Annotated in this window: 17 protein-coding genes; 9 read left to right on the top strand and 8 right to left on the bottom strand. The window is 55.8% G+C overall.

What is annotated here, in order from left to right:
• Nucleotides 1–68: 68 nt before the first annotated feature.
• Both xylB and xylA read right to left on the bottom strand, forming a co-directional pair.
• Complete coding sequence (xylB, locus tag FOY96_RS00760) at nucleotides 69–1,523, bottom strand: xylulokinase (protein WP_143346370.1); 1,455 nt, start codon at nucleotides 1,521–1,523, stop codon at nucleotides 69–71.
• 72 nt (nucleotides 1,524–1,595) lie between these two features.
• Nucleotides 1,596–2,918 carry a xylose isomerase gene (gene xylA, locus FOY96_RS00755; RefSeq protein WP_087823749.1) on the bottom strand — a complete coding sequence of 441 codons (1,323 nt, stop codon included), beginning with the start codon at nucleotides 2,916–2,918 and terminating at the stop codon, nucleotides 1,596–1,598.
• 371 nt (nucleotides 2,919–3,289) lie between these two features.
• Between xylA and xylF the strand changes: the two genes are divergently transcribed.
• The 4 genes from xylF (at nucleotide 3,290) to xylR (ending at nucleotide 8,267) form a co-directional block, all read left to right on the top strand.
• The gene (xylF, locus tag FOY96_RS00750) at nucleotides 3,290–4,282 is read left to right on the top strand and encodes a D-xylose ABC transporter substrate-binding protein (protein ID WP_096150907.1); all 993 of its coding nucleotides are present in this window, start codon (nucleotides 3,290–3,292) and stop codon (nucleotides 4,280–4,282) included.
• A gap of 72 nt (nucleotides 4,283–4,354) precedes the next feature.
• On the top strand, nucleotides 4,355–5,896 hold the full coding sequence (locus FOY96_RS00745) for a xylose ABC transporter ATP-binding protein (protein WP_143346369.1): 1,542 nt from the start codon (nucleotides 4,355–4,357) through the stop codon (nucleotides 5,894–5,896).
• Nucleotides 5,874–7,055, top strand: coding sequence for a xylose ABC transporter permease XylH (gene xylH, locus FOY96_RS00740; RefSeq protein WP_033147011.1), 1,182 nt, complete (start codon nucleotides 5,874–5,876; stop codon nucleotides 7,053–7,055). Before FOY96_RS00745 ends, xylH begins: the two co-directional genes overlap by 23 nt.
• A 33-nt stretch (nucleotides 7,056–7,088) precedes the next feature.
• Entirely contained in the window at nucleotides 7,089–8,267 is a 1,179-nt protein-coding gene (xylR, locus tag FOY96_RS00735) for a D-xylose utilization transcriptional activator XylR (RefSeq protein WP_047059743.1), read from the top strand.
• A gap of 39 nt (nucleotides 8,268–8,306) precedes the next feature.
• Here xylR and FOY96_RS00730 read toward each other — a convergent pair whose 3' ends face one another.
• Nucleotides 8,307–9,131 carry a protein bax gene (locus tag FOY96_RS00730; RefSeq protein ID WP_032661838.1) on the bottom strand — a complete coding sequence of 275 codons (825 nt, stop codon included), beginning with the start codon at nucleotides 9,129–9,131 and terminating at the stop codon, nucleotides 8,307–8,309.
• A gap of 314 nt (nucleotides 9,132–9,445) precedes the next feature.
• Between FOY96_RS00730 and FOY96_RS00725 the strand changes: the two genes are divergently transcribed.
• The 4 genes from FOY96_RS00725 (at nucleotide 9,446) to FOY96_RS00710 (ending at nucleotide 16,224) form a co-directional block, all read left to right on the top strand.
• The gene (locus FOY96_RS00725; RefSeq protein WP_143346368.1) at nucleotides 9,446–11,476 is read left to right on the top strand and encodes an alpha-amylase; all 2,031 of its coding nucleotides are present in this window, start codon (nucleotides 9,446–9,448) and stop codon (nucleotides 11,474–11,476) included.
• Between the two features lie 239 nt (nucleotides 11,477–11,715).
• The gene (gene avtA, locus FOY96_RS00720; RefSeq protein WP_033147014.1) at nucleotides 11,716–12,972 is read left to right on the top strand and encodes a valine--pyruvate transaminase; all 1,257 of its coding nucleotides are present in this window, start codon (nucleotides 11,716–11,718) and stop codon (nucleotides 12,970–12,972) included.
• A 616-nt stretch (nucleotides 12,973–13,588) separates the two neighbouring features.
• A complete protein-coding gene (locus FOY96_RS00715; RefSeq protein ID WP_224435038.1) occupies nucleotides 13,589–14,386 on the top strand; it encodes a collagen-like triple helix repeat-containing protein in 798 nt (265 codons plus the stop codon).
• Between the two features lie 119 nt (nucleotides 14,387–14,505).
• On the top strand, nucleotides 14,506–16,224 hold the full coding sequence (locus FOY96_RS00710) for a ShlB/FhaC/HecB family hemolysin secretion/activation protein (protein WP_143346367.1): 1,719 nt from the start codon (nucleotides 14,506–14,508) through the stop codon (nucleotides 16,222–16,224).
• On the opposite strand, the gene FOY96_RS00705 is transcribed toward FOY96_RS00710, so the two are convergent.
• Nucleotides 16,208–16,663 carry a 4Fe-4S dicluster domain-containing protein gene (locus tag FOY96_RS00705; protein ID WP_094935096.1) on the bottom strand — a complete coding sequence of 152 codons (456 nt, stop codon included), beginning with the start codon at nucleotides 16,661–16,663 and terminating at the stop codon, nucleotides 16,208–16,210. The two genes, FOY96_RS00710 and FOY96_RS00705, sit on opposite strands and share 17 nt — an antisense overlap.
• Nucleotides 16,664–17,046: 383 nt before the next feature.
• On the bottom strand, nucleotides 17,047–17,787 hold the full coding sequence (locus FOY96_RS00700; protein ID WP_033147018.1) for a MipA/OmpV family protein: 741 nt from the start codon (nucleotides 17,785–17,787) through the stop codon (nucleotides 17,047–17,049).
• 117 nt (nucleotides 17,788–17,904) lie between these two features.
• On the opposite strand from FOY96_RS00700, the gene FOY96_RS00695 reads away from it, so the two are divergent.
• Nucleotides 17,905–18,870 (top strand): LysR family transcriptional regulator, encoded by a 966-nt coding sequence (locus FOY96_RS00695; RefSeq protein ID WP_143346366.1) that lies wholly within the window; start codon nucleotides 17,905–17,907, stop codon nucleotides 18,868–18,870.
• On the opposite strand, the gene aldB is transcribed toward FOY96_RS00695, so the two are convergent.
• The 3 genes from aldB to selA all read right to left on the bottom strand — a co-directional run bounded on the left by aldB (nucleotide 18,867) and on the right by selA (nucleotide 23,720).
• Nucleotides 18,867–20,405: an aldehyde dehydrogenase AldB gene (gene aldB / locus FOY96_RS00690; protein WP_143346365.1), complete on the bottom strand. Its 1,539-nt coding sequence runs from the start codon at nucleotides 20,403–20,405 to the stop codon at nucleotides 18,867–18,869. The two genes, FOY96_RS00695 and aldB, sit on opposite strands and share 4 nt — an antisense overlap.
• An 85-nt stretch (nucleotides 20,406–20,490) precedes the next feature.
• Complete coding sequence (gene selB / locus FOY96_RS00685) at nucleotides 20,491–22,338, bottom strand: selenocysteine-specific translation elongation factor (protein WP_143346364.1); 1,848 nt, start codon at nucleotides 22,336–22,338, stop codon at nucleotides 20,491–20,493.
• Nucleotides 22,335–23,720 carry an L-seryl-tRNA(Sec) selenium transferase gene (gene selA / locus FOY96_RS00680; protein ID WP_033147021.1) on the bottom strand — a complete coding sequence of 462 codons (1,386 nt, stop codon included), beginning with the start codon at nucleotides 23,718–23,720 and terminating at the stop codon, nucleotides 22,335–22,337. The genes selB and selA overlap by 4 nt, the downstream gene beginning before the upstream one ends.
• Nucleotides 23,721–23,816: the final 96 nt, after the last annotated feature.

Here is a 23,816-nt window from a genome sequence, read left to right as displayed (position 1 = left end):
TGGCAAGGAAATGAAGGCACGCACAGACCAAAAAAGGACATCCTCGTGCCTCTCCCGGACAAGCGGTTTTACGACATCAGCGGCAACAGCTGTTGGTAGATTTTGCGGAACACGTCGCGCCTCTCCGCGTACCGCGCATGGCGCGCCGCGTCAGGCAAATGCGCCTGTTCAAGCGTAAGCTGCGGCAACAGTTGCGAAAGCGGTTGTTCCGGATGAATGGCTATCTGCGCCAGTCGCGCGGCACCGAGCGCGGGCCCGACATCCCCTCCGGTGCGGAAATCCAGCTGCAACCCGCTGATATCAGACAGCATCTGTCGCCAGTAAGGGCTTCGCGCACCGCCGCCAATCAGGGTGACGCTCGTCGGTTTCAGGCCGCAGTCGTGCACCACGTCCATCCCGTCGGCCAGCGCATAGCCCACGCCTTCCAGAACCGCACGCGCCAGCTCTGCCGGGCCATGTTGATGGGTTAAGCCAAAGAACACCCCTTTCGCTTCCGGGTTGTTGTGCGGGGTACGCTCGCCGGAAAGATACGGTAAAAACCAGACGGTACCCGCAGCGTCATCCGCCTGCTGGGCTGCGGAAATGAGCGCCGGAACGTCGGCCATGCCGGTGAGTTTTGCCGCCCAGGCCAGGCAGGATGCCGCGCTGAGCATCACCGACATCAAATGCCATTTCCCGGGAAGGGCATGACAGAAACTGTGCACAGCGCTTTCAGGATTACTGCGATACCCGTCGCTGACGGCAAAATAGACGCCGGACGTTCCCAGCGACAGCATCGCCTGCCCCGCCTCAACCATGCCGACACCGACAGCGCCCGCCGCGTTATCGCCGCCCCCGGCCACCACCGGTACGGCAGGCATATTCCAGCGTTCAGCAACGGCTGGCAGCAGCGCGCCTGTCACCTCACAGCCTTCGTACAGCGCTGGCATATGTTCCCGGGTCAGATAGCATGCATCCAGCATCGCCTCGCTCCAGTCGCGCTTCGCCACGTCGAGCCACATGGTGCCGGCGGCATCGGACATGTCGCTGGCGAAATCGCCCGTTATGCGAAAACGCAGATAGTCTTTCGGCAGCAGGACTTTCGCCACCTGACGGAAAATCTGCGGTTCGTGGCGCTGCACCCACAGCAATTTGGGCGCAGTAAAGCCGGGCATCATCAGGTTGCCGGTAATCTCCCGGGAATTGGGCACGCATTCCTCAAGAAGCGCGCACTCTTCCGCACAGCGGCCATCGTTCCAGAGGATCGCTGGACGCAGCACGCGATGCTGGCTGTCGAGCAGCGTAGCGCCGTGCATTTGTCCGGCAATTCCCAGCGCTTTCACGTCACGAAGGCTGTGCTGCTCACCTAAGGCTTTAATTGCGCGATCCGTCGCCTGCCACCACTGCTCCGGATCCTGTTCTGACCACAGCGGATGCGGACGTGAAACCTGCAGCGTTTCCGTCTGCGTGGCTAACACGTCGCCCTGCTCGCTCAACAGGATGGCTTTCACACCCGATGTGCCAAGATCGATCCCGATATACATTACGGTGACTCCTTTAACAGAAATGCCCGGTGGCGCTAACGCTTACCGGGCCTACGTGCATCTTCAGCTCAATCACTTATCAAACAGATAGTGGTTTACGAGATTTTCCAGCAGTTCCTGGTGCCCGCTCTGGTGCTGCGGCGCCAGCTGCTGTTGTTCAGCGTACTTCGCAATTTCCGCCAGCGATAACTGACCTTTCAAGATTTGCTGACCCAGCTCACTGTTCCAGCCGCTGTAACGCTTCGCTACGCGTTTATCCAGCTCGCCGTCTTCAATCATACGAGCCGCCACTTTCAGCGCCAGCGCCATGGTGTCCATCGCGCCAATGTGGCCGTAGAACAGATCGTATTTGTCGGTGCTCTGACGACGCACCTTGGCGTCAAAGTTCAGGCCGCCGGTGGTGAAACCGCCCGCTTTGACGATTTCGTACATCACCAGCGCATTCTCTTCCACGCTGTTCGGGAACTGATCGGTGTCCCAGCCCAGCTGTGCATCGCCACGGTTCGCATCGACAGAGCCGAAAATGCCCAGCGCAATGGCAGACGCGATCTCGTGATGGAAAGAGTGGCCCGCCAGCGTGGCGTGGTTGGCTTCAATGTTCACTTTGATCTCTTTTTCCAGACCGAACTGCTTCAGGAAGCCATAAACCGTCGCCACGTCGTAGTCATACTGATGCTTGGTCGGTTCCTGCGGTTTCGGCTCAATCAGCAGCGTGCCGCGGAAGCCGATTTTGTGCTTATGGTCGACAACCATCTGCATAAAGCGGCCAATCTGCTCGCGCTCCTGACGCAGGTCGGTGTTCAGCAGCGTTTCATAACCTTCACGGCCACCCCACAGGACATAGTTCTCGCCACCCAGCTGATGCGTAGCGTTCATTGCCGTCACCACCTGCGTGGCTGCCCAGCTAAACACTTCCGGATCCGGATTGGTTGCCGCGCCCGCGCCGTAGCGTGGGTTGGTGAAGCAGTTTGCCGTGCCCCAGAGCAGCTTCACGCCGCTTTGCTGCTGTTTCGCCGCCAGTACATCCACCATCTGCGCAAAATTGTTCAGATACTCTTTCAGCGACGCGCCTTCCGGCGACACGTCCACGTCATGGAAGCAGTAGTACGGTACGTTCAGCTTGTGGAAGAACTCAAATGCGACATCGGCTTTGCGCTTTGCCAGCTCAATGGCCTCACCCGGCTGCTGCCACGGGCGGTCAAAGGAACCCACGCCGAACATATCGGCGCCGTTCCAGCAGAAGGTATGCCAGTAACAGGCGGCAAAGCGCAGATGATCTTCCATGCGCTTACCCAGCACCAGCTCATCCGGGTTGTAGTGACGAAATGCTAAAGGATTGGTCGTTTTTGGGCCTTCGTAACGAACACGATCGAGTTGGTCGAAATAAGCTTGCATATTGAGCTCCATAATCAGGGTATGCGGCGAGTCGTTGATACAGGAGTAATAGTGAATAGACATTTTGGGTTGCTCAATTACGTTATTTCACACTGCTATTGAGAGAATGCACAACTGTGCGCTGGCTCGCAAAATAATGCGCAGACAAACTATTTTTCGGCGCGTATTCCAGAATCAAATGTAATTAAGACGTTACGTATTTTAAAATCCGATCGCGGTCATAAATTTAGAAATAAACCAAATATCATAATGAGAAGATAAAAATCTGTAATTGCCAGCCCGCCTTTCCGCGTTAAAAATTTGCTGCGTCTCAGTAGTGAATGTTTCTTTTATCTCAGCAACACATACCCCTACAAAAAGGCCTAATAATTATGAAGATAAAGAACCTGACTCTAACGCTCTGCACTACGCTTATCCTTGCAAGCTTTGCAGGACATGCCAAAGAGGTCAAAATTGGCATGGCGATTGACGACCTGCGCCTGGAGCGCTGGCAAAAAGATCGCGATATTTTTGTGAAGAAAGCAGAATCTCTCGGCGCAAGCGTGTTTGTTCAGTCGGCTAACGGCAACGAAGAAACACAAATGTCGCAGATCGAGAATATGATCAACCGTGGCGTCGATGTTCTGGTCATTATCCCCTATAACGGCCAGGTATTAAGTAACGTGGTGAAAGAAGCCAAACAGGAAGGCATAAAAGTCCTGGCCTATGACCGCATGATTAATAATGCGGATATTGATTATTATATTTCGTTCGACAATGAAAAAGTCGGGGAATTACAGGCGCAAAGCCTGATCGACAAAGTGCCTCAGGGCAATTATTTCCTGATGGGCGGCTCTCCGGTAGATAACAACGCCAAACTGTTCCGCGAAGGGCAAATGAAAGTCCTTAAACCGTACATCGACAACGGGAAAATTAAAGTGGTTGGCGATCAGTGGGCCGACGGCTGGCTGCCAGAAAACGCGCTGAAAATTATGGAAAACGCGCTGACGGCCAACAACAACAAAATTGATGCGGTTGTGGCCTCCAACGATGCCACTGCAGGCGGTGCTATCCAGGCCCTGAGCGCACAGGGGCTGGCCGGAAAAGTCGCCATTTCAGGACAGGATGCCGATCTCGCTGGCGTAAAACGCATTATCGCAGGCACCCAAACCATGACGGTCTACAAACCGATTACCCAGCTGGCCAATACGGCGGCGGAAATCGCCGTGGAGCTGGGTAATGGCAAACAACCTAAAGCAGACGCAACGCTGAATAACGGCCTGAAAGACGTTCCGGCTCGCCTGCTCACGCCGATTGAAGTCAATAAAGAGAACATTGACGCCACCGTGGTTAAAGACGGTTTCCACAAGAAGAGCGAACTGTAATCCGGCGCGGCCCCTGCTCTGCGGGGGCGCATCACGTTGTACTGTTCTTCCCTCGGGCTATGTGGAGCGGTTATGCCCTATTTACTTGAAATGAAAAGCATCACCAAGCGCTTCGGCACGGTGAAAGCCGTCGATAACGTTAGCCTCCGGTTGAACCCCGGCGAAGTGGTTTCACTGTGCGGCGAGAACGGCTCGGGCAAGTCGACGCTGATGAAAGTGCTGTGCGGGATCTACCCACACGGCAGCTACGAAGGCGAAATCGTCTTTGCCGGTGAAGTGATTCAGGCGACACACATCCGCGATACCGAACGCAAAGGCATCGCCATCATCCACCAGGAGCTGGCGCTGGTGAAGCATCTCACCGTGCTAGAGAACATCTTCCTCGGGGCCGAAATTTCCCACCGCGGCGTGCTGGATTACGACACCATGACGCTCCGCTGCGAAAAGCTGCTGGCGCAGGTGAGCCTCAACATTTCACCGGATACCCGCGTGGGGGATCTGGGCCTGGGTCAACAGCAGCTGGTCGAAATAGCGAAGGCGCTAAATAAACAGGTCAGGCTGCTGATCCTTGATGAGCCAACGGCCTCGCTCACCGAACAGGAAACCGCGGTTCTGCTCAACATCATCCGCGATCTGCAAAACCACGGCATCGCCTGTATCTACATTTCGCACAAGCTGAACGAGGTCAAAGCCATTTCGGACACCATCTGCGTGATCCGCGACGGGCAGCACATCGGCACACGTGAAGCCACCGGGATGAGCGAAGATGACATCATCACCATGATGGTGGGCCGCGAGCTGACGGCGCTCTACCCGAATGAGCCTCACGCTAAGGGCGATGAAGTGCTGCGCGTGGAAAACTTGACCGCGTGGCACCCCGTTAACCGCCACATCAAGCGCGTCAATAACGTCTCGTTTTCTCTTCACAGCGGTGAAATTCTTGGGATTGCCGGCCTCGTCGGTGCCGGGCGCACCGAAGCCGTACAGTGCCTGTTTGGCGTGTGGCCGGGGCGCTGGGAGGGCACGGTTTATATCGACGGCCAGCCGGTGAAAATCGACAACTGCCAGCAGGCGATTGCCCACGGCATTGCCATGGTGCCGGAAGATCGTAAGAAAGACGGCATCGTACCGGTGATGGCGGTGGGTAAAAACATTACGCTTGCGGCACTCGATCGGTTCTCCGGCGCGCTGAGCAGCCTGGACGACGCCGCCGAGCAGCAGTGCATCCTCCAGTCGCTTGCCCGGCTGAAGGTCAAAACCTCCTCGCCGGAACTGGCTATTGGCCGTCTGAGCGGGGGAAACCAGCAGAAGGCGATTCTGGCGCGCTGCCTGCTTCTCAATCCACGCATATTAATTCTTGATGAGCCAACGCGCGGGATTGATATCGGTGCCAAATATGAAATCTACAAACTGATTAATCAGCTTGTACAGCAAGGGATTGCCGTCATTGTCATTTCGTCTGAATTACCCGAAGTGCTCGGACTGAGCGACCGCGTGCTGGTCATGCATGAGGGAAAACTGAAAGCCAACCTGATTAACCAGAACCTGACGCAGGAGCAGGTGATGGAAGCCGCTTTAAGGAGCGAACGTCATGTCGAAAAGCAATCCGTCTGATATCAAAGTCGCTGTTCCGACGCCCGGTGCGTTCGCGGGCTTAAAAGCGCTTAACCTGCAGGTTTTCGTGATGATCGCGGCCATTATCGTCATCATGCTCTTCTTTACCTGGATGACCGATGGCTCGTACTTAAGCGCACGTAACGTCTCTAACCTGCTCCGCCAGACCGCCATCACCGGCATTCTGGCGGTGGGCATGGTGTTCGTGATTATCTCCGCGGAGATCGACCTGTCGGTCGGGTCGATGATGGGTCTCCTCGGCGGCGTGGCGGCGATTTTTGACGTCTGGCTCGGCTGGCCGCTGCCGCTGACCGTGGCGGTCACGCTGGTGCTGGGTCTGGTACTGGGAGCCTGGAACGGCTGGTGGGTTGCCTACCGTAAGGTGCCATCGTTCATTGTCACCCTGGCGGGGATGCTGGCCTTTCGCGGGATCTTAATCGGCATCACTAACGGCACCACCGTCTCCCCGACCAGTGCAGCCATGTCGCAGATTGGCCAGAGTTACCTCTCGGATACCGTGGGCTTTACCCTCGGTGTGGTGGGGTTACTGGGATTTGTCGCGTGGCAGTGGCGTGGACGCATGCGCCGTCAGGCGCTGGGGCTGGCTTCTCCGGCGTCAACGTCGGTAGTGGGGCGTCAGGCGCTCACGGCGGTCATTGTGCTGGGCGCCATCTGGCTTTTAAACGACTATCGCGGCGTTCCGACCCCCGTCCTGCTGCTGGCGCTTTTACTGCTGGCCGGTATGTTTATGGCGACGCGCACCGCGTTTGGCCGCCGTATTTATGCCATTGGCGGCAACCTTGAAGCTGCCCGTCTCTCGGGTATCAATGTCGAACGTACCAAGCTGGCGGTCTTCGCCATTAACGGCCTGATGGTCGCTATCGCCGGGTTGATCCTCAGCTCGCGTCTGGGCGCCGGTTCTCCCTCCGCCGGTAACATCGCCGAGCTGGATGCTATCGCCGCCTGCGTCATTGGCGGCACCAGCCTCGCAGGGGGTATCGGGAGCGTGGCGGGCGCGGTCATGGGGGCATTTATCATGGCGTCGTTGGATAACGGGATGAGTATGATGGACGTCCCGACGTTTTGGCAGTATATCGTCAAGGGGGCCATTCTTTTACTGGCAGTCTGGATGGACTCGGCCACCAAGCGACGGGCCTGATAACCGTATTGTGACTTAATTGGGAAGTGAGCCATGTTTGAAAAGCGTCACCGCATTACGTTGTTATTCAATGCCAATAAAGCCTACGACCGTCAGGTGGTGGAAGGTGTTGGTGAATATTTGCAGGCGTCGCAATCCGAATGGGATATTTTTATTGAAGAAGATTTTCGTACCCGTCTGGAGAACATCAAAGACTGGCTGGGCGATGGCGTCATCGCCGACTATGACGATCCCATCATTGAGCAGCTGCTGACCGACGTCGACGTCCCGATTGTGGGCGTCGGCGGCTCCTACCATGCGCCCGAACACTATCCGCCGGTCCATTATATTGCCACCGATAACCATGCCCTGGTCGAGGCCGCCTTTCTCCATTTAAAAGAGAAAGGCGTCCATCGCTTCGCGTTTTATGGGTTACCGGCCACCAGCGGCAAGCGCTGGGCCGTTGAGCGAGAACACGCGTTTTGCCAGCTGGTCGCGCAGGAGAAATACCGTGGCGTGGTCTATCAGGGGCTGGAGACCGCGCCGGAAAACTGGCAGCACGCGCAAAACCGCCTGGCGGACTGGCTGCAAACGCTGCCGCCGCAAACCGGTATTATCGCCGTGACGGACGCCCGCGCGCGGCACGTGCTGCAGGTCTGCGAACATTTACACATTCCGGTGCCCGAAAAGCTGTGCGTGATTGGCATTGATAACGAAGAACTGACCCGCTATCTGTCTCGCGTGGCGCTCTCCTCCGTTGCTCAGGGCACGCGTCAGATGGGCTATCAGGCGGCGAAGCTGCTGCATCGTCTGCTCGATAAAGAGTCTCTACCGCTTCAGCGTTTGCTCGTGCCTCCTGTCCGCGTCGTGGAGCGTCGCTCAACCGATTATCGCTCCTTAAGCGACCCGGCCGTTATTCAGGCCATGCACTACATTCGCAACCACGCCTGCAAAGGGATAAAGGTCGATCAGGTACTGGATTCGGTGGGCATTTCGCGTTCGAATCTGGAGAAGCGTTTTAAAGAAGAGGTGGGCGAAACCATTCATGCCGTCATCCATGCTGAAAAGCTGGAGAAAGCACGCAGCCTGCTCATTTCTACGTCACTGTCGATCAACGAAATCTCGCAGATGTGCGGATACCCGTCTCTGCAATATTTCTATTCCGTGTTTCGCAAAGAGTATGACACCACGCCGAAGGAGTATCGGGATCGCCACAGCGAGGTGCTGATATAGAAAAGAAAACGCCTTCCAGTGGAAGGCGTTTTTTTGAGATTACATATGGGCGGCGATTAAGCGCTGGTTATCCTGGTACATGGCGAACAGATAGTTGTTATAGCTCTGTCCCTTTGTCGAATAACCTTTCAGCTTGTGGATCATCGTACTGGCCGTCACTTCCTGGTCCGCTTTACGCAGCTGAGCGCGTGATTTACGGAACGATGAGTAGGCCGGGTGCGTGTTCAGATTCACCACATAGGCGCTGACGGAATCTTTCACAGATTCAAACTGCGAATAGCCTTTCACCTTGCCAGGGGCATTATTACAACGACCTTTCACACATTTCATGCCGAAAAGGTTGTTGTTGCTACGCGCGAGCTTAGAAGTACCCCAGCCGCTTTCGGCAGCAGCCATGGTCGCAACCATGCTGCCCGGGATGATATCCACACGCTCAAGGAGAGCATTCCACGGCACACGACGGGTGTTACCGTTCCAGCTCAGCTTGTAGCGCTTCGTGATATCTTTCAGACGCGCGCGCTCTGACGGCGACCAGCGGCTATCGTACTGTTTGGAAATCAGCCAGTTACGATCCGCAGTAATCGCGGCATTTTGACTCGTGATGTAAGGCATTACCGTCCGGAGAAACGCTTTTTTCCTTGGTGTTCCGGAAGGGTATTTTCGCAAATCAGGAAGTGAACTACTCTTTGCACTATTGCGAGAATACTCTTGTTTACTGCTAACCTTACTACTTGTCGTCTTTATTACGTGGGCTTTCTTACTCGTTGTATCCGTGTGCGTCTTCGCAAGCACCTCACCCGAAAATGCCGTGGTGAGTAACATGAGTATCGCAGCCCCATATCGTCGAATGGGAGTCGATATCATTAGGTCTCCTGGTCGGATGTAATCATCCCAACACCTTATTTTTTTCACAAATTTGAGAGCGGAATCTCAAATCATATCAAAAATAGACTTCAAGAGCACGTATAGAAATAGTCCAATTCCGAAACTATGTCACCTGAAACTTGCTCATAAAAACATCATTCCACAAAAACTGTGTGCGCTATCGCAGATAACTGCCTAATTTTGCGCGAGATCACTCATCCTCACGCTTCCTCCCGGCAGAAAGCGGCAGGGGATGAGTTTTTGCCCCTCGCCTGATGGCACACTGGTCAAAAATGCCGCGACAGGAAAAAGGAATGAAACGTACCGCATTAGCCTTTCTGATGTTACCCGCACTGGCGCATGCCGACTGGTCATCGCCGGGGTTTAGCGCATTTAGCGCCGAAGGCACCGGGGTCTTCACCAGCCAGGCAAAGCTTGCGAAGGGTACGCGTCCTCTGACGCTGAGTTTTGACAAGACGTGCTGGCAGCCTGCGGACGCGATAAAACTCAATGAGATGCTGTCGCTCAAGCCCTGTGACGGCACGCCGCCGCAGTGGCGCCTTTTTCGCGACGGTGACTACCAGATGCGGATTGATACCCGCTCCGGCACGCCCACCCTGCTGCTGACGATTCAGAGTGCCGCAGAACAGCCGGTTGCAAACGTCATCCGCCAGTGTCCGAAGTGGGACGGTAAACCGCTGTCGCTGGACGTCAGCAGTACCTTCCCGGAAGGCTCCGTGGTGCGCGACTACTACAGTAAACAGACGGCGACGGTGCAGAATGGAAAAATAACCCTGCAGCCAGCCGCCAGCAGTAACGGCCTGCTGCTGCTTGAGCGCGCCGAAACCGACAAGCCTGCGCCGTTTAGCTGGCAAAACGCCACCGTCTATTTTGTGCTGACCGACCGTTATGTGAATGGTGACCCGGGCAACGACAACAGCTACGGTCGTCATAAAGACGGTATGCAGGAGATTGGCACCTTCCACGGCGGGGATCTCAAAGGACTTGCCGGCAAGCTCGATTATTTACAGCAGCTGGGAGTGAACGCACTCTGGATAAGCTCTCCGCTTGAGCAGATCCACGGCTGGGTAGGCGGTGGCACAAAGGGGGATTTCCCGCATTACGCCTATCACGGCTACTACACCCAGGACTGGACGAAGCTCGACGCCAACATGGGCACCGAAGATGATTTACGCCATCTTGTCGACGAAGCGCACAAGCGCGGGATCCGCGTTCTGTTCGATATCGTCATGAACCACGTTGGTTATGCCACGCTGGCAGACATGCAGGAATTTCAGTTTGGCGCCCTGTACCTTCAGGGTGATGAGCTGAAAAAGACGCTGGGAGAACGCTGGACGGACTGGAAGCCGGGCGCGGGCCAAAGCTGGCACAGCTTTAACGACTACATCAACTTTAGCGACAAAGCCGCATGGGAGAAATGGTGGGGCAAAAAATGGATCCGCACGGACATCGGCGATTACGACAACCCCGGCTTCGACGATTTGACCATGTCGCTGGCATTTCTGCCGGATCTGAAAACGGAATCCACGACGCCTTCCGGATTGCCTAACTTTTACCAACACAAGCCCGACACCCACGCGAAGGCCATCCCCGTATATACCCCGCGCGATTATCTGACCCACTGGCTCAGCCAGTGGGTACGTGACTACGGCATCGACGGTTTCCGGGTGGATACGGCGAAACACGTTGAGCTTGCGGCCTGGCAACAGCTGAAAGACCAGGCAAGTCAGGCGCTGGCCGCCTGGAAAGGGGCGAACCCGGACAAAAAGCTCGACAACGCACCGTTCTGGATGACCGGGGAGTCCTGGGGCCACGGAGTGATGCAAAGCGATTATTACCGCCACGGTTTTGATGCGATGATCAACTTTGACTATCAGGAGCAGGCGGCAAAAGCGGTGGATTGTCTGGCCGATATGGATCTCACCTGGCAGCAGATGGCGGAAAAGCTGCAAAGCTTCAACGTGCTGAGCTATCTCTCATCACACGATACGCGTCTGTTCCGCGAAGGGGGCCAGCGCGCGGCGGAGCTGCTTCTGCTGGCTCCGGGCAGCGTACAAATCTATTACGGTGATGAATCCGAGCGTCCGTTCGGTCCGACGGGTTCTGACCCATTACAGGGCACCCGTTCGGATATGAACTGGCAGGACGTCACGGGCAAGCAGGCCCTAACCGTCGCCCACTGGCAAACGCTGGGCCAGTTCCGCGCCCGCCATCCGGCGATCGGTGAAGGCAAACAAACCACGCTGTCGCTGAAAGAGGGATATGGCTTCGTGCGCGAGCATAATGGCGATAAGGTGATGGTGGTATGGGCAGGTAATCAATAATTCACCCCCTCACCCTAACCCTCTCCCCGCAGGGGAGAGGGAACCGCACGGCGCCGTCTTTTCCCCCTCTCCCTGTGGGAGAGGGTTAGGGTGAGGGGAAACCCACCAGAACTATTCACTACACAAATACACTTCCGCCCTATAAAACAACAAATCCGACCACATCACCCGATTTGCACCAGCACGGTGCTAGCGTTATGGTTACCCACTTTCAAAATAAGCTCGACAGATCACCTGCTATGACGTTTTCACTTTTCGGCGACAAATTTACCCGCCATTCAGGCATTACTCGCCTGATGGAGGATCTCAACGACGGGCTGCGCACACCGGGCGCAATCATGCTCGGCGGCGGAAACCCGGCTCAAATCCCGGAGATGAATACCTATTTCCAGACGCTGCTCGCTCAGATGCTGGAAAGCGGCAAAGCAACCGATGCGCTTTGCAATTACGACGGCCCGCAGGGTAAAACCGAACTGCTGGCACTCCTCGCCGAAATGCTGCGTGACGAGCTGGGTTGGGATATCGAACCACAGAATATTGCACTGACAAACGGCAGTCAGAGCGCGTTTTTCTACTTGTTTAACCTGTTCGCAGGGCGTCGCGCCGACGGCACTACCAAAAAAGTGCTGTTCCCGCTGGCACCGGAGTATATCGGCTACGCCGATTCCGGCCTGGAAGAGGATCTGTTCGTCTCTGCGCGCCCGAACATCGAGCTGCTGCCGGAAGGCCAGTTCAAATATCACGTCGATTTTGAACACCTGCATATTGGTGAAGAGACGGGCATGATCTGCGTATCGCGCCCGACTAACCCAACGGGCAACGTGATCACCGACGACGAACTGATGAAGCTGGATGCGCTGGCGAATCAGCACGGCATTCCGCTGGTGATCGATAACGCCTACGGCGTGCCGTTCCCGGGCATTATCTTCAGCGAAGCACGTCCGCTGTGGAACCCGAACATTGTCCTGTGCATGAGCCTCTCTAAGCTGGGTCTGCCGGGCAGCCGCTGCGGCATCATCATCGCCAACGAGAAAATCATCACCGCCATTACCAATATGAACGGCATTATCAGCCTTTCACCGGGCGGCATTGGCCCGGCGATGATGTGTGAAATGATTAAGCGCAACGACCTGCTGCGTCTGTCCAATGACGTGATCAAGCCATTCTATTACCAGCGCGTTCAGGAGACGATTGCGATACTTCGCCGCTACCTGCCGGAAGAACGCTGCCTGATCCACAAACCTGAAGGAGCAATTTTCCTGTGGCTGTGGTTTAAGGATTTGCCTGTCACCACCGAACTGCTCTACCAGCGCCTGAAAAAGCGCGGCGTTCTGATGGTACCGGGCGATTATTTCTTCCCGGGACTGGATAAGCCGTGGCCGCATACGCACCAGTGCATGCGCATGAACTACGTACCCGATCCGGAAAAAATCGAAGCGGGTGTTAAAATTCTCGCCGAAGAAATTGAAAAAGCCTGGCGCGAAGGCAATTGTTAAATATTAAGGCTCTTCGGATGAAGAGCCTTATTTTTATCGTGATCTATATATTTTATAAAGGATATATCCTTCTGCTTTATTTCCCTATTATTTAAAGGGATTACTTAGGATAATTCCTGTTGTTTTAATGGCACTATAGTAATTCAAAAATAATTAAGTAGACATTAAATAATAACTTAATTAACTCATTGTTATATAAGATTTAAAAACAAACAACGCTGGTAAAAAAATATCCTCGAAGCGAGTCTGTGTGCATTTTTAAAATACTGCATATACTCACTAATACGCCGCTCGGCGTTCTATTGCGTGGAGTATTTTTATGCTACCTAATAATGCTAGTCGCATCAGCGTAATTGCTGCTGCGGTACTGCTCGCGTTCTCTCTTTCTGCCTGCAGTGGAAGCGGTGGCGGATCTCACTCAACAGCCAAAAATAACCCTGCAACCGGAAGTAATACCGGCTCGGGTGATGGAAGTGGCACAACGGCTAACAATGGTGGTTCAGGCAGTAACGGATCTGGCTCAGGTTCAGGGACAGGCTCGGGCTCAGGAACGGGAACCGGAGGTAACGGCAGCGGAGGAACCGGAACGGGCAGTGGCGGCACAACCACTGCAGGCGTGAATACTGTGCTGGGTGATGCCGGTAAAACGGTGACCAGCGTCGGCTCTACGGTGGACAGTCTGGGAAGCCAGATCCCGACAAATAATCCTGTCACATCAACCGTTTCAACCACCGTCAGCGGTGTTGGCAGTGCCGTCTCTACCGTGGGAACAGGCGTCACCTCCGGCATTGGCGATCCGGGCAACGCGAACGGTGTTGGTACGACGGTTCAGGGCGTGACCACGTCGGTCACCTCCTTGGGCAATACCGTCTCTACGGTAGGCACGGGCCTGGCAAGTTCGACATCGGGAACACCGGTTAGCGGCGTAACAGGCCTGACGGGCAGCGTGGTAAACAGTACCGGGCAGTTAGTCAGTAACACCGGCACAGGTTTAACCAACACGGTCAGTAGCCCTGCGGTAGCTCAGGTAACAACCGATACCACGACTGTGGTGAACAAGACGCTGGGCGGAGTACAAGGCGTGACGCAAAGCGTGGGCACCACAACAGGTCTGGGGACTCCGGTCAACGGCCTGCTGACGCAGGTAGGAAACACCGTGAGCGGCGTAGGCACCAACGTTAGCAGCAGTAATAGCGGGCTTAGCGGCGTAGGTCAGGTCGTTCAAAACGTCGGCCAGACGGTGACGGATACCGGTACGCTAGTGAAACCCGCCACCTCGACGACCGGAGGAGGATCAGGCTCTCTCACAGCTAATGCAACTGTGGCGGCCACGAACAACAGCCTGGGTGCGACGGTCAATACAACCCTCAATACCCTGACGTCGGGCGTTACCGCCAGCACAACAACACGTTAACCACCGGTCTACTGACGCCAAAACAGTAAAACGGTTATTGCCTTTCTGCGCCCCTGCTTCAGGGGCGCTTCGTACAGCGACACTCCCCCTAACCGGGAATGATGAACAGGGATAGCGCGATGAAAAACCATTTCCTTTTTTCGCTGACGGGGCTGGTTGTGTTGAGCATGGCCCGCGCCGATACACTGCCCTCTATTATTAACCCTGATAACCCGGCGCAAGTTTCTCGTAACGTTGCCCCAGAACAGACTGAGACCGTCCCACAGCCGAAAGTCAAAATAGAAAAACCGCAGTCAACGCTGACGCCTGAAACGCCCATTACCATTCATCACATTCAGTTTATTGGCGGCACGCGTTATCCCTTGCAGGAATTACTTAAACCCTTCAGGCCTTACGCCGGAAAAACCGTGCCGCTAAAAACGCTTACGGGGCTGGTAAATGATATTACGGCGCGCTACAAGGCCGACGGTTTTCCGCTCTCCTATGCCTGGCTGCCCGATAATAATTTCCAGCAGGGAAATATTAAAATTGTCCTGGTCGAAGGGTACGTGGCGCACAGCGACATAACCAGTAACAACCCCAATATCGCCGCGCGCCTTAAACGCTTGTCAGAAAAAATCATGGCGGAAAAACCGCTGTCTCAGGATACGTTCGATCGATATAGCCAGCTGATGACCCGCACCCCGAACGTTCCGGTCACGGCCAACGCGCAGCTGCCAACCAATATCTATGGCGCGGCGGCGATGCAGATAACCGGCAATGAGGAGCGGAGCTGGAATATCGCCTCCACGATCGACACCCGTAAAGGGCAAGATGTAATGATGCTGAACGGAACGCTCAGCAACCTGACAAGCTATGGCGATCAGCTTGGCGTGGCTACGCTTATACCGTTAGATAGCAACACGCGAAAAAACTATGTGGGTCTGAACTGGCAGCAGTTTTTAAACGATGAAGGGCTGACGATGCAGATCAAAGGCAGCTATTACCGTGAAAATCCGCGGGATTTTTCCCCCCTGCTCACTTTGCCCAATAATATTCAGGTCGATTCGAAGCAAAAAACCACGCAATACAACGGCGGCGTGACGTTTGGCTATCCATTGCTGCTGACGCAAAAATCACAAATTAATCTGACCAGCGGTTTTGATTATACCGACCGCCAGGATGACTATGCCCTGCAGGCCAGACTGCAGGGCAAAACCTACAGTCTGGACTCCGTCAACCAACACGCGCGTTATCCGGCGCTGGAAGTGGGTATCAATGGTGCGCATCAATTCACAACCGCCAGCATCAGCGGCAGACTCAACGTACGACAGGGTATTGATGCGATGGGTGCCGATATCGTCTCAGTCCCTAAACCCGATATTAATTTTACGCTCACAAAAAGCTATCTGGACGCTGCCTGGCTGTTTGCCGACAAATGGCGGCTATCAACATCATGGGAGGGAGACTGGTCAAATAACACGTTGCCAGAGCCCGAACGCGTTAGCTTCGGTGCCCAGCGCTTTGGCCGTGGATATCAGGACAGTGAAGCAAGCGGTGATTACGGCTATGGCGGGCAGGTAGAACTGCGCTATATCAAGATGCGAAAAGAGAGTACCTGGCTTGCCACCATCCAGCCCTATATCCTGGCCGATACCGCGCAAACCTGGTTTAACACGTCCGGTTTGCCTCATCAACGGCTCGGGTCAGTGGCTGCCGGGGTGATGATAGGCGATACGCGCCACTATAGCGTCACTGTGGAGGCGGCACGACCCGTCGGGGATGTTCCGACAGACAGTCGCAACAGGGACTGGCGCTACAGTCTGACGTTCACGTGGAATTTCAATAAAATGCAGTAAGCTTTTCAGCCCGAATCCTGGCAGGGTCAACGCAGCGTAACGCGTGGGTTGGACAGGCCTCCACGCAGGCCGGTCCGCCTTCGCGATGCAGGCATAAATCACATTTCAGCGCCTGCGCCTTATTTCCCTCCAGGCGCACCTGCATCGCCCCGTACGGACACGCCACCACACAGCTTTTGCACCCAATGCAGCGCGTCTGCTCAACGAGCCAGGCTCCCGCCGTACGGCTGATGGCATGGGTTGGACAGACGTTAGCACACGGCGCGTCCTCGCACTGATGGCAACCCACTGCCGTAGTGTATGAACTTCCCTTAACCACCCGAAGGCGGGGCGAAAAGGCATTAGCGGAGACGGCGTCCTGATGCGACACCGCGCAGGCCACTTCGCAGGTGCGGCACCCAATGCATTTTTCCGCATCCGCCATGATAAATCGGTTCATGTGTTACGCCTCGCGCACGTTAAAAGCCGGTTCTTTTGAGATAGCCGCTGGCGCTACCGTCGAAGTCAGAACGAATGTAAGCCGGATAAAACATAACGACTCCTGATATCCGTGCTTAATTCACGCCCGTCGCCAAATACGGGCGAGAGTGCCCGGTTTGATTTTCTTTAAGAATGATACACATGATGCACACCTTTATTGATGGCGCAGATCGCATTAGCGTATCAGGAATATTAATGAGGAAGCCATGACGGGAAGGGAAAACGGGAGATCGGTACCCTCAAATATGCCCGGCGGCGCTTCGCTTGCACGGGCCTACGTAAAACTGCGATGGCAGTCCATGTAGGCCGGGTAAGGCGAAGCCGCCACCCGGCTTTAGCGCATCAGAAACGCCAGGTCAGGCCGGTCATCAGCGCGAAGCTGTCGTCGCGGTCGATCATCGGGCTGTTCTTCACGTCGTCAGGCAATACGGTGTAGACCGCGCTGGCGTTAAGATACAGCTTCTGGGTTAACTGATATTTGGCCGCCAGGCCAACGTATGGCGTCCAGCTGTCACCGGCGGTGTATTCATCCAGACCTGAGCGGCGAGACTCGCTGCCGGATACGCCATAGTAGTAGTCGTTATAGCTTTCGTCGCTATAGAAAATACCGACAGAGGGCGTCAGGGTCAGGCGTTCCATCCTGATTGGACGGAAGTATGAAACCTCGCCGATCATACCGCCGCTTTCATCCGTGGCATCGCCCGAGACCGCCACTTTCAGCGAACCCCAGCTTTCGTGGCGGTAGTACGCGCCGCCGAGGAAGGCAGAAGCTTTACGCTCATCAAGCTTTTTCATCTGATGGTCGTCGTTGTCATCAGGATCGAAATGCAGCGGCATCCAGGATGCGGTCAGGCTGAGTTCATTTTTTGCGTCTTTCCACAGGATCCATCCGCCCGTGGTCTGGCGAACATAAAAGCTATCGCCTTCGTAGCTAATTAACGGTACTGCGGTAGTATTTTCGTTATAGCCTTTGTAAGGAGACTCATTAAATACAGCCCCCGCTCCTAGTGAAAAGTCACCGGCCATTGCTGAGGATGTTGCAAATAACGTGGCAGCGATGAGTAAATTGTATTTAATAGTCATTACATGTAATCCATTAAAATGCCAAACAAGCGAGGCGCATAATAATGGTTACAAATTTGCCAATGCAACGCTGCGGTTTATATAATATTATATACAAAATCATATAGATGGGTGTGCATGATGAATAAATTACAGCTAAAGCCGCGCGAGTTAAAAATTATATCCGTCATCGCAGCCACCCACAGCATTGGTGATGCCGCCGCCCTGCTGGGCATGGCGCAGGCCAACGTCAGTAAATATCTGTCTGATTTTGAAACGCGGGTTGGACTCAAGGTTTTTGAGCGCACCACGCGGCAGCTGGCCCTGACCCAGTTTGGGGAAGCGTTACTCCCGTACATTGATGCCACGCTGGATAAGAACAGTCAACTCGTTAATTTTATTGCTGATTATAAGCATGAAAAGCGCGGAAAGGTCACGATCTATGCCCCTACAGGTATCGTAACCTATCTCGCGCGCCACGTGATCCATCAGATAGAAGATATCGGTGACATCCGCATCTCCCTGAAAACCTATAACCTGGATCGGAATGAATATTCAGAAGGCGTTTCTTTTCCGGATGACTGCGACATTTTAATTACCTATGCGCCGCCGAAAGACGAAAGTCTGGTTGCCAGCGTGTTAACAAAATATTCTGTTACGGCATTCGCTACTGTAGAATATTTAAATAAACACCCCTTAACGGGACCTGAAGGTTTAATTAATCACTCCTGTATTCTCATTGATTCCATGCTGTTCGATGATGCAAACATCTGGCGTTTCCGCGTGCACGGCAGTGATAGCGTGCATGACTACCGGGTGACCGGTAATTATATTTGTGACAATACGCAGACGGCCCTGGAGCTGGCAAGAAATAATCTTGGGATTGTTTTTGCGCCAAAAGAGAGTCTGAAAAAAGAATTAACGCAAGGGATGCTGGTTCCCTGCTTCCCGCATCAGGAAGAGTGGTGGCTCGATCTGACGGCCATTTTCCGCAAACGCGAATACCAGCCCTGGCGCGTGCAATACGTTCTGGATGGCGTTCTGAACTGCCTGCGCCAGCAAATTGCTCAGGCCGCCCATGGACGGCCTGAGCTGGGCGATTAGAACAGCCCCAGCGGTTTATCGGAGTAGCTGACCAGCAAACATTTCGTCTGCTGATAATGTTCCAGCATCATCTTGTGGGTTTCACGCCCGATGCCCGATTGCTTATAACCGCCAAATGCCGCGTGCGCAGGATAGGCGTGGTAGCAGTTGGTCCAGACGCGCCCGGCCTGAATGCCTCTGCCCATTTTATAGGCCAGATTACCGTTGCGGCTCCAGACGCCGGCTCCCAGGCCATACGGCGTGTCGTTGGCAATCTCCAGCGCCTCCTCCATCGTTTTGAAGGTGGTTACAGCCAGCACCGGTCCGAAAATTTCCTCCTGGAAGACGCGCATGTTGTTCTGACCGAACAGGATCGTTGGCTCCAGATAATACCCTTCCTGCAGATCCCCACCGAGCACCTTACGGCGACCGCCGGTCAGAATATCCGCCCCCTCTTTCTTGCCGATATCGATGTAGTTGAGGATGGTTTCCAGCTGTCCGTGCGAGACCTGCGCCCCCATCTGCGTGACGTTATCGAGCGGGTTACCGCTGCGGATAGACTCGACGCGGCGAATGGCCCGCTCCATAAAGCGCTCATAGATGGACTCCTGCACCAGCGCGCGGCTTGGGCAGGTGCAGACTTCGCCCTGGTTAAACGCAAACAGCGCAAACCCTTCCAGGGCTTTATCGAAGAAGGCATCCTCTTCCTCCATCACGTCCGCGAAGAAGATGTTCGGGGATTTCCCGCCCAGCTCCAGGGTCACGGGAATGATGTTCTGCGTGGCGTACTGCATAATCTGCTGGCCCACTTCCGTCGACCCGGTAAACGCCACTTTAGCGATCCGTTTCGAGGTAGCCAGATATTCCCCTATCTCACCGCCCGCACCGTTGACCACGTTAATCACGCCAGGCGGCAGAAGATCGCCAATGATTTCCATCAGCAGCAGCACCGAGAGCGGGGTCAGACGCGCCGGTTTAAGCACAATGCAGTTCCCGGCCGCCAGCGCGGGCGCCATTTTCCAGCTCGCCATCAGCAGCGGGAAGTTCCATGGAATGATTTGCCCGACGACGCCCAGCGGCTCGTGGAAGTGATACGCCACGGTGTCGCTGTCAACCTCGCTTATTCCGCCCTCCTGAGCGCGAATGCAGGAGGCAAAATAGCGGAAGTGGTCGATGGCAAGCGGCACGTCTGCCGCCATCGTTTCCCGGATAGGCTTGCCGTTATCCCAGGTTTCCGCCGTCGCCAGCAGCTCCAGATTCTGCTCCATCCGGTCGGCGATTTTGAACAAAATAGCCGCGCGGTCCTGAACGGAGGTGTGGCCCCATTTATCTTTCGCTTTGTGCGCCGCATCCAGCGCCAGATCGATATCGCGCTTGCCGGAGCTGGCTATTTCGCACAGCGGCTGGCCGGTTACGGGGGTCAGGTTGGAATAGTATTCGCCGTCGACGGGAGCTACCCAGTCGCCGCCAATAAAGTTGTCATAACGAGGCTTCAGCTTGAGGGGAAAACCATACTCGCCGGGCTGGATACGCGATGAGGGAGGATTGTTTGTCATGACCGTCTCCTTGCTGTTGGTGTACATCAAGGGTAGTTCCGGCTGGCGATTTTCTCGCCAACCGGTAACGGCTTTACGACGGGGGTCACGGAGTTTCAGGAAATAATAACGAATCGCGCAATAAATGATCGTTACCGCGACGGCGGGTAAAGCCGATGCGGTTGAAATACTCCAGGATCTGAATCGCCAGCTTGCGGCCCACGTTCAGCCGGTCGCGGAAATCGGCTGCGCAGGTAGAGCCCCGCTCCTGATCCAGCTCGCGGATCAGGTTCGCAAACGCCACAATGCGATCGTTACGGTAATAACGATCTTTCACGATCGCGACTATCAGCCCCTGCTGCGCCGCATGGCGCAATACCTGACGCATCACCTGCTCGTCGGTATTCGTTTCGCGGGCCAGATCGCGAACCCACCACGGCTCATCGCCAAACAGCGAGGCCACTTTTTGCCATACTGCCTCTTGCTCAGCGGTGAACCCGGCCTTGTGATCCGGAAGATGCAGCCAGCCGTGGTGGCTTTTGATCGCCCCGCTTTCGCGCATGTTTTCAATCAGCAGCAGCACCAGCGCATCGTCTTCCATCGGCAGCGCCATGCGCCGCAGACGCTCACGGCCCGGGCCAGGCTCATCCTGATGCTGTTCATGGTATGTTGCGAGCGTGCTTAGTATCTTACGCTGCCAGTTCGCAGCAACCGGGGCGTTTAGCAGACTGTTTCCAGCCTGAATAAAGCCCGGCTGCTGGGCCAGCAGGCGTAACCCTTCCTCGCTCAGCTGGCGTGCCCATGCAAAATCACGCAGGCTCACCGCACCGCGCTCAAGATGCACCCGCAGCGCGGCGTTATCATCGCTGGCCTGTGCCAGCGCTGCCAGCCACTGCAGATATTCAGGCTTACGCTTGCCGCGTCGCGGCGGATTCAGCGCGACCACCCGTGCCCCGGCCAGCGTTTCCCGCGCGGAAATATCACGCAGAACCAGACGATCGTTGTCTGCAAGCCAGAGCGGTGAATCGAATACCAGTTCGGCAAGATCGTTTTCCAGCAGCGACACGCGCCCGGTGATATGGCTGGCCGCGTGGTGAATATGCAGCGGCTGCCATTGGGTCAGGGGCACGTTTGTCTGCAGGGAGACAATGACGCGTTCAGACGGCTCAGGCGGGGCATCGGCCAGCAGCCAGTCCCCGCGGTTAAGCTGCTCTTTTTCCGCATCCCCGGCAATGTTCAGCGCGATCCGCTGCCCGGCATGAGCACGCTCCGCGGGCTGGTTTTGCGCATGTAAGCCGCGCACGCGCATCGGTTTGTTAACGCCCGTCAGCCAGAGCGTATCACCTACGTTCACTTCACCGCTCAGCGCCGTACCGGTCACCACCAGCCCCGCGCCTTTGACGGTAAACGCCCGGTCAATTGCCAGACGGAAGCGGTGATGGCTGGCGTGGTCACGCGACGAAAGCTGCTGTAAGTGGTGGCGAAGTTCATCGATACCGCGCCCTTCTGTCGCCACGGTGACAAAAAGCGGTGCATCGGCAAAACCATACTCCTGCAAGGTCGCCTGTACCGCTTCGCGCACTTCGCTGACGCGAGCGTCATCCACGCGATCGGCTTTGGTCAGCGCCACGGTCAGCTGCGGGTTACCGGTCAGCTGCAGGATCGCCAGGTGCTCACGGGTTTGCGCCATAACGCCATCATCGCAGGCCACCACCAGCAGGGCATGATCGATGCCCCCCACGCCCGCCAGCATGTTGGACAGAAACTTTTCATGCCCCGGAACATCAATAAAACCCAGCACGCGACCATCAGGCTGGGGCCAGTAGGCATAGCCCAGATCGATGGTCATGCCGCGCTTTTTCTCTTCCGGCAGGCGGTCGGCGTTTATGCCGGTAATCGCCTGCAGCAACGTGGTTTTTCCGTGGTCGACATGACCGGCGGTGGCAATAATCATTTCAACAACATCTCCAGAAATCGCTCTTCATCTTCAAGGCAGCGCAGATCCAGCCACATTCGGCCATCGTAAATCCGCCCGATAACCGGCGCGGGAAGGCCACGCCAGCGCGACGACAGGGCTTCAAGGTGGCTGCCGCGCCCGTCACGCGGGGTGAACGTGAGCGCTTCACTCGGCAGCCTGTCCACCGGCAGCGAACCGCTGCCAATCTGCGACTGGCAGGGTTCAATGCGAACGTCAAAATCGGGGTAGTGCGGGGCAATGCGCGGCAGCAGTAATTCGGCCTGGGCGCGAATCGAAGCGGCATCGCGGGTTAACAGACGCAGCGTGGGGAGGCGGTCGGCCAGTTTCTCCGGATGGAGATAAAGCCGCAGCGTCGCCTCCAGCGCGGCAAGCGTCATTTTATCGGCTCGCAGGGCGCGCTTGAGCGGATGCTGCTGCAGCTTCGCAATCAGCTCGCGCTTGCCGACGATAATCCCGGCCTGCGGCCCGCCCAGCAGCTTGTCGCCGGAAAAGCTGACCAGGCTAACGCCTGCGGCAATCATCTCTTGCGGCATCGGCTCTCTCGGCAGCCCGTAAAGGCTCAGATCCACCAGCGAGCCGCTGCCGAGATCGGCAATCACCGGAATATTCAGTTCGCGGCCAATCGCCGCCAGCTCTGCCTCTTCAACCGTTTTGGTGAAGCCTTCAATATGGTAATTGCTGGTGTGGACCTTCATCAGCAGGGCGGTATTTTCATTCACCGCCGCGCGATAATCTTTCGCATGGGTACGGTTAGTGGTGCCCACTTCATGTAGCGTGCAGCCCGCCTGGCGCATCACGTCCGGAATACGAAACGCCCCGCCAATCTCCACCAGCTCGCCGCGGGAAACCACCACCTCTTTGCCGCTGGCGGTGGCCGCCAGCATCAGCAGCACCGCTGCGGCGTTGTTATTCACAATGCAGGCATCTTCCGCGCCGGTCAGCTGGCACAGCAGGTCCGCCAGCGCCCGGTCACGATGCCCGCGACCGGCGCCGTCCAGATCGTACTCCAGCGTCACGGGCGCCCGCATGGCCTGCACAACCGCCGCAACCGCCTCTTCCGCCTGCTGCGCGCGGCCCAGGTTGGTATGCAGCACGGTACCGGTCAGGTTAATCACCGGGCGTAATGCGCTTTGCGCTTTCTCATCCAGCCGGTGCTCAACTTCCTGCTCCCACGCCGCGCACCAGTCGGGCAAGGCGTTTTCTGCCTGAATAGCGCATCGGGCTTCGTCCTGAAGCAGGCGTAACATCTCCACCGTCGCGGTATGGCCAAAACGCTCAACGGCAGCATGAATGCGGGGCTCGCGAAGGAGACGGTCGGTAGCGGGGATCTGGCTGTACAGCGAATGATGAGTAGTCATGAAAGCGCCTGGCGAGTAAATATCTTCCCCCCTCCCGACGGGAGAGGGAGTTAACATGTGGAGGGATTGTACCGCCTCCGACGCCGAAGTGTTATA

The sequence above is a fragment of the Enterobacter asburiae genome, from assembly GCF_007035645.1.
GTDB lineage: Bacteria > Pseudomonadota > Gammaproteobacteria > Enterobacterales > Enterobacteriaceae > Enterobacter > Enterobacter asburiae_B.
This window is presented reverse-complemented; position numbering and strand designations above follow the sequence as displayed.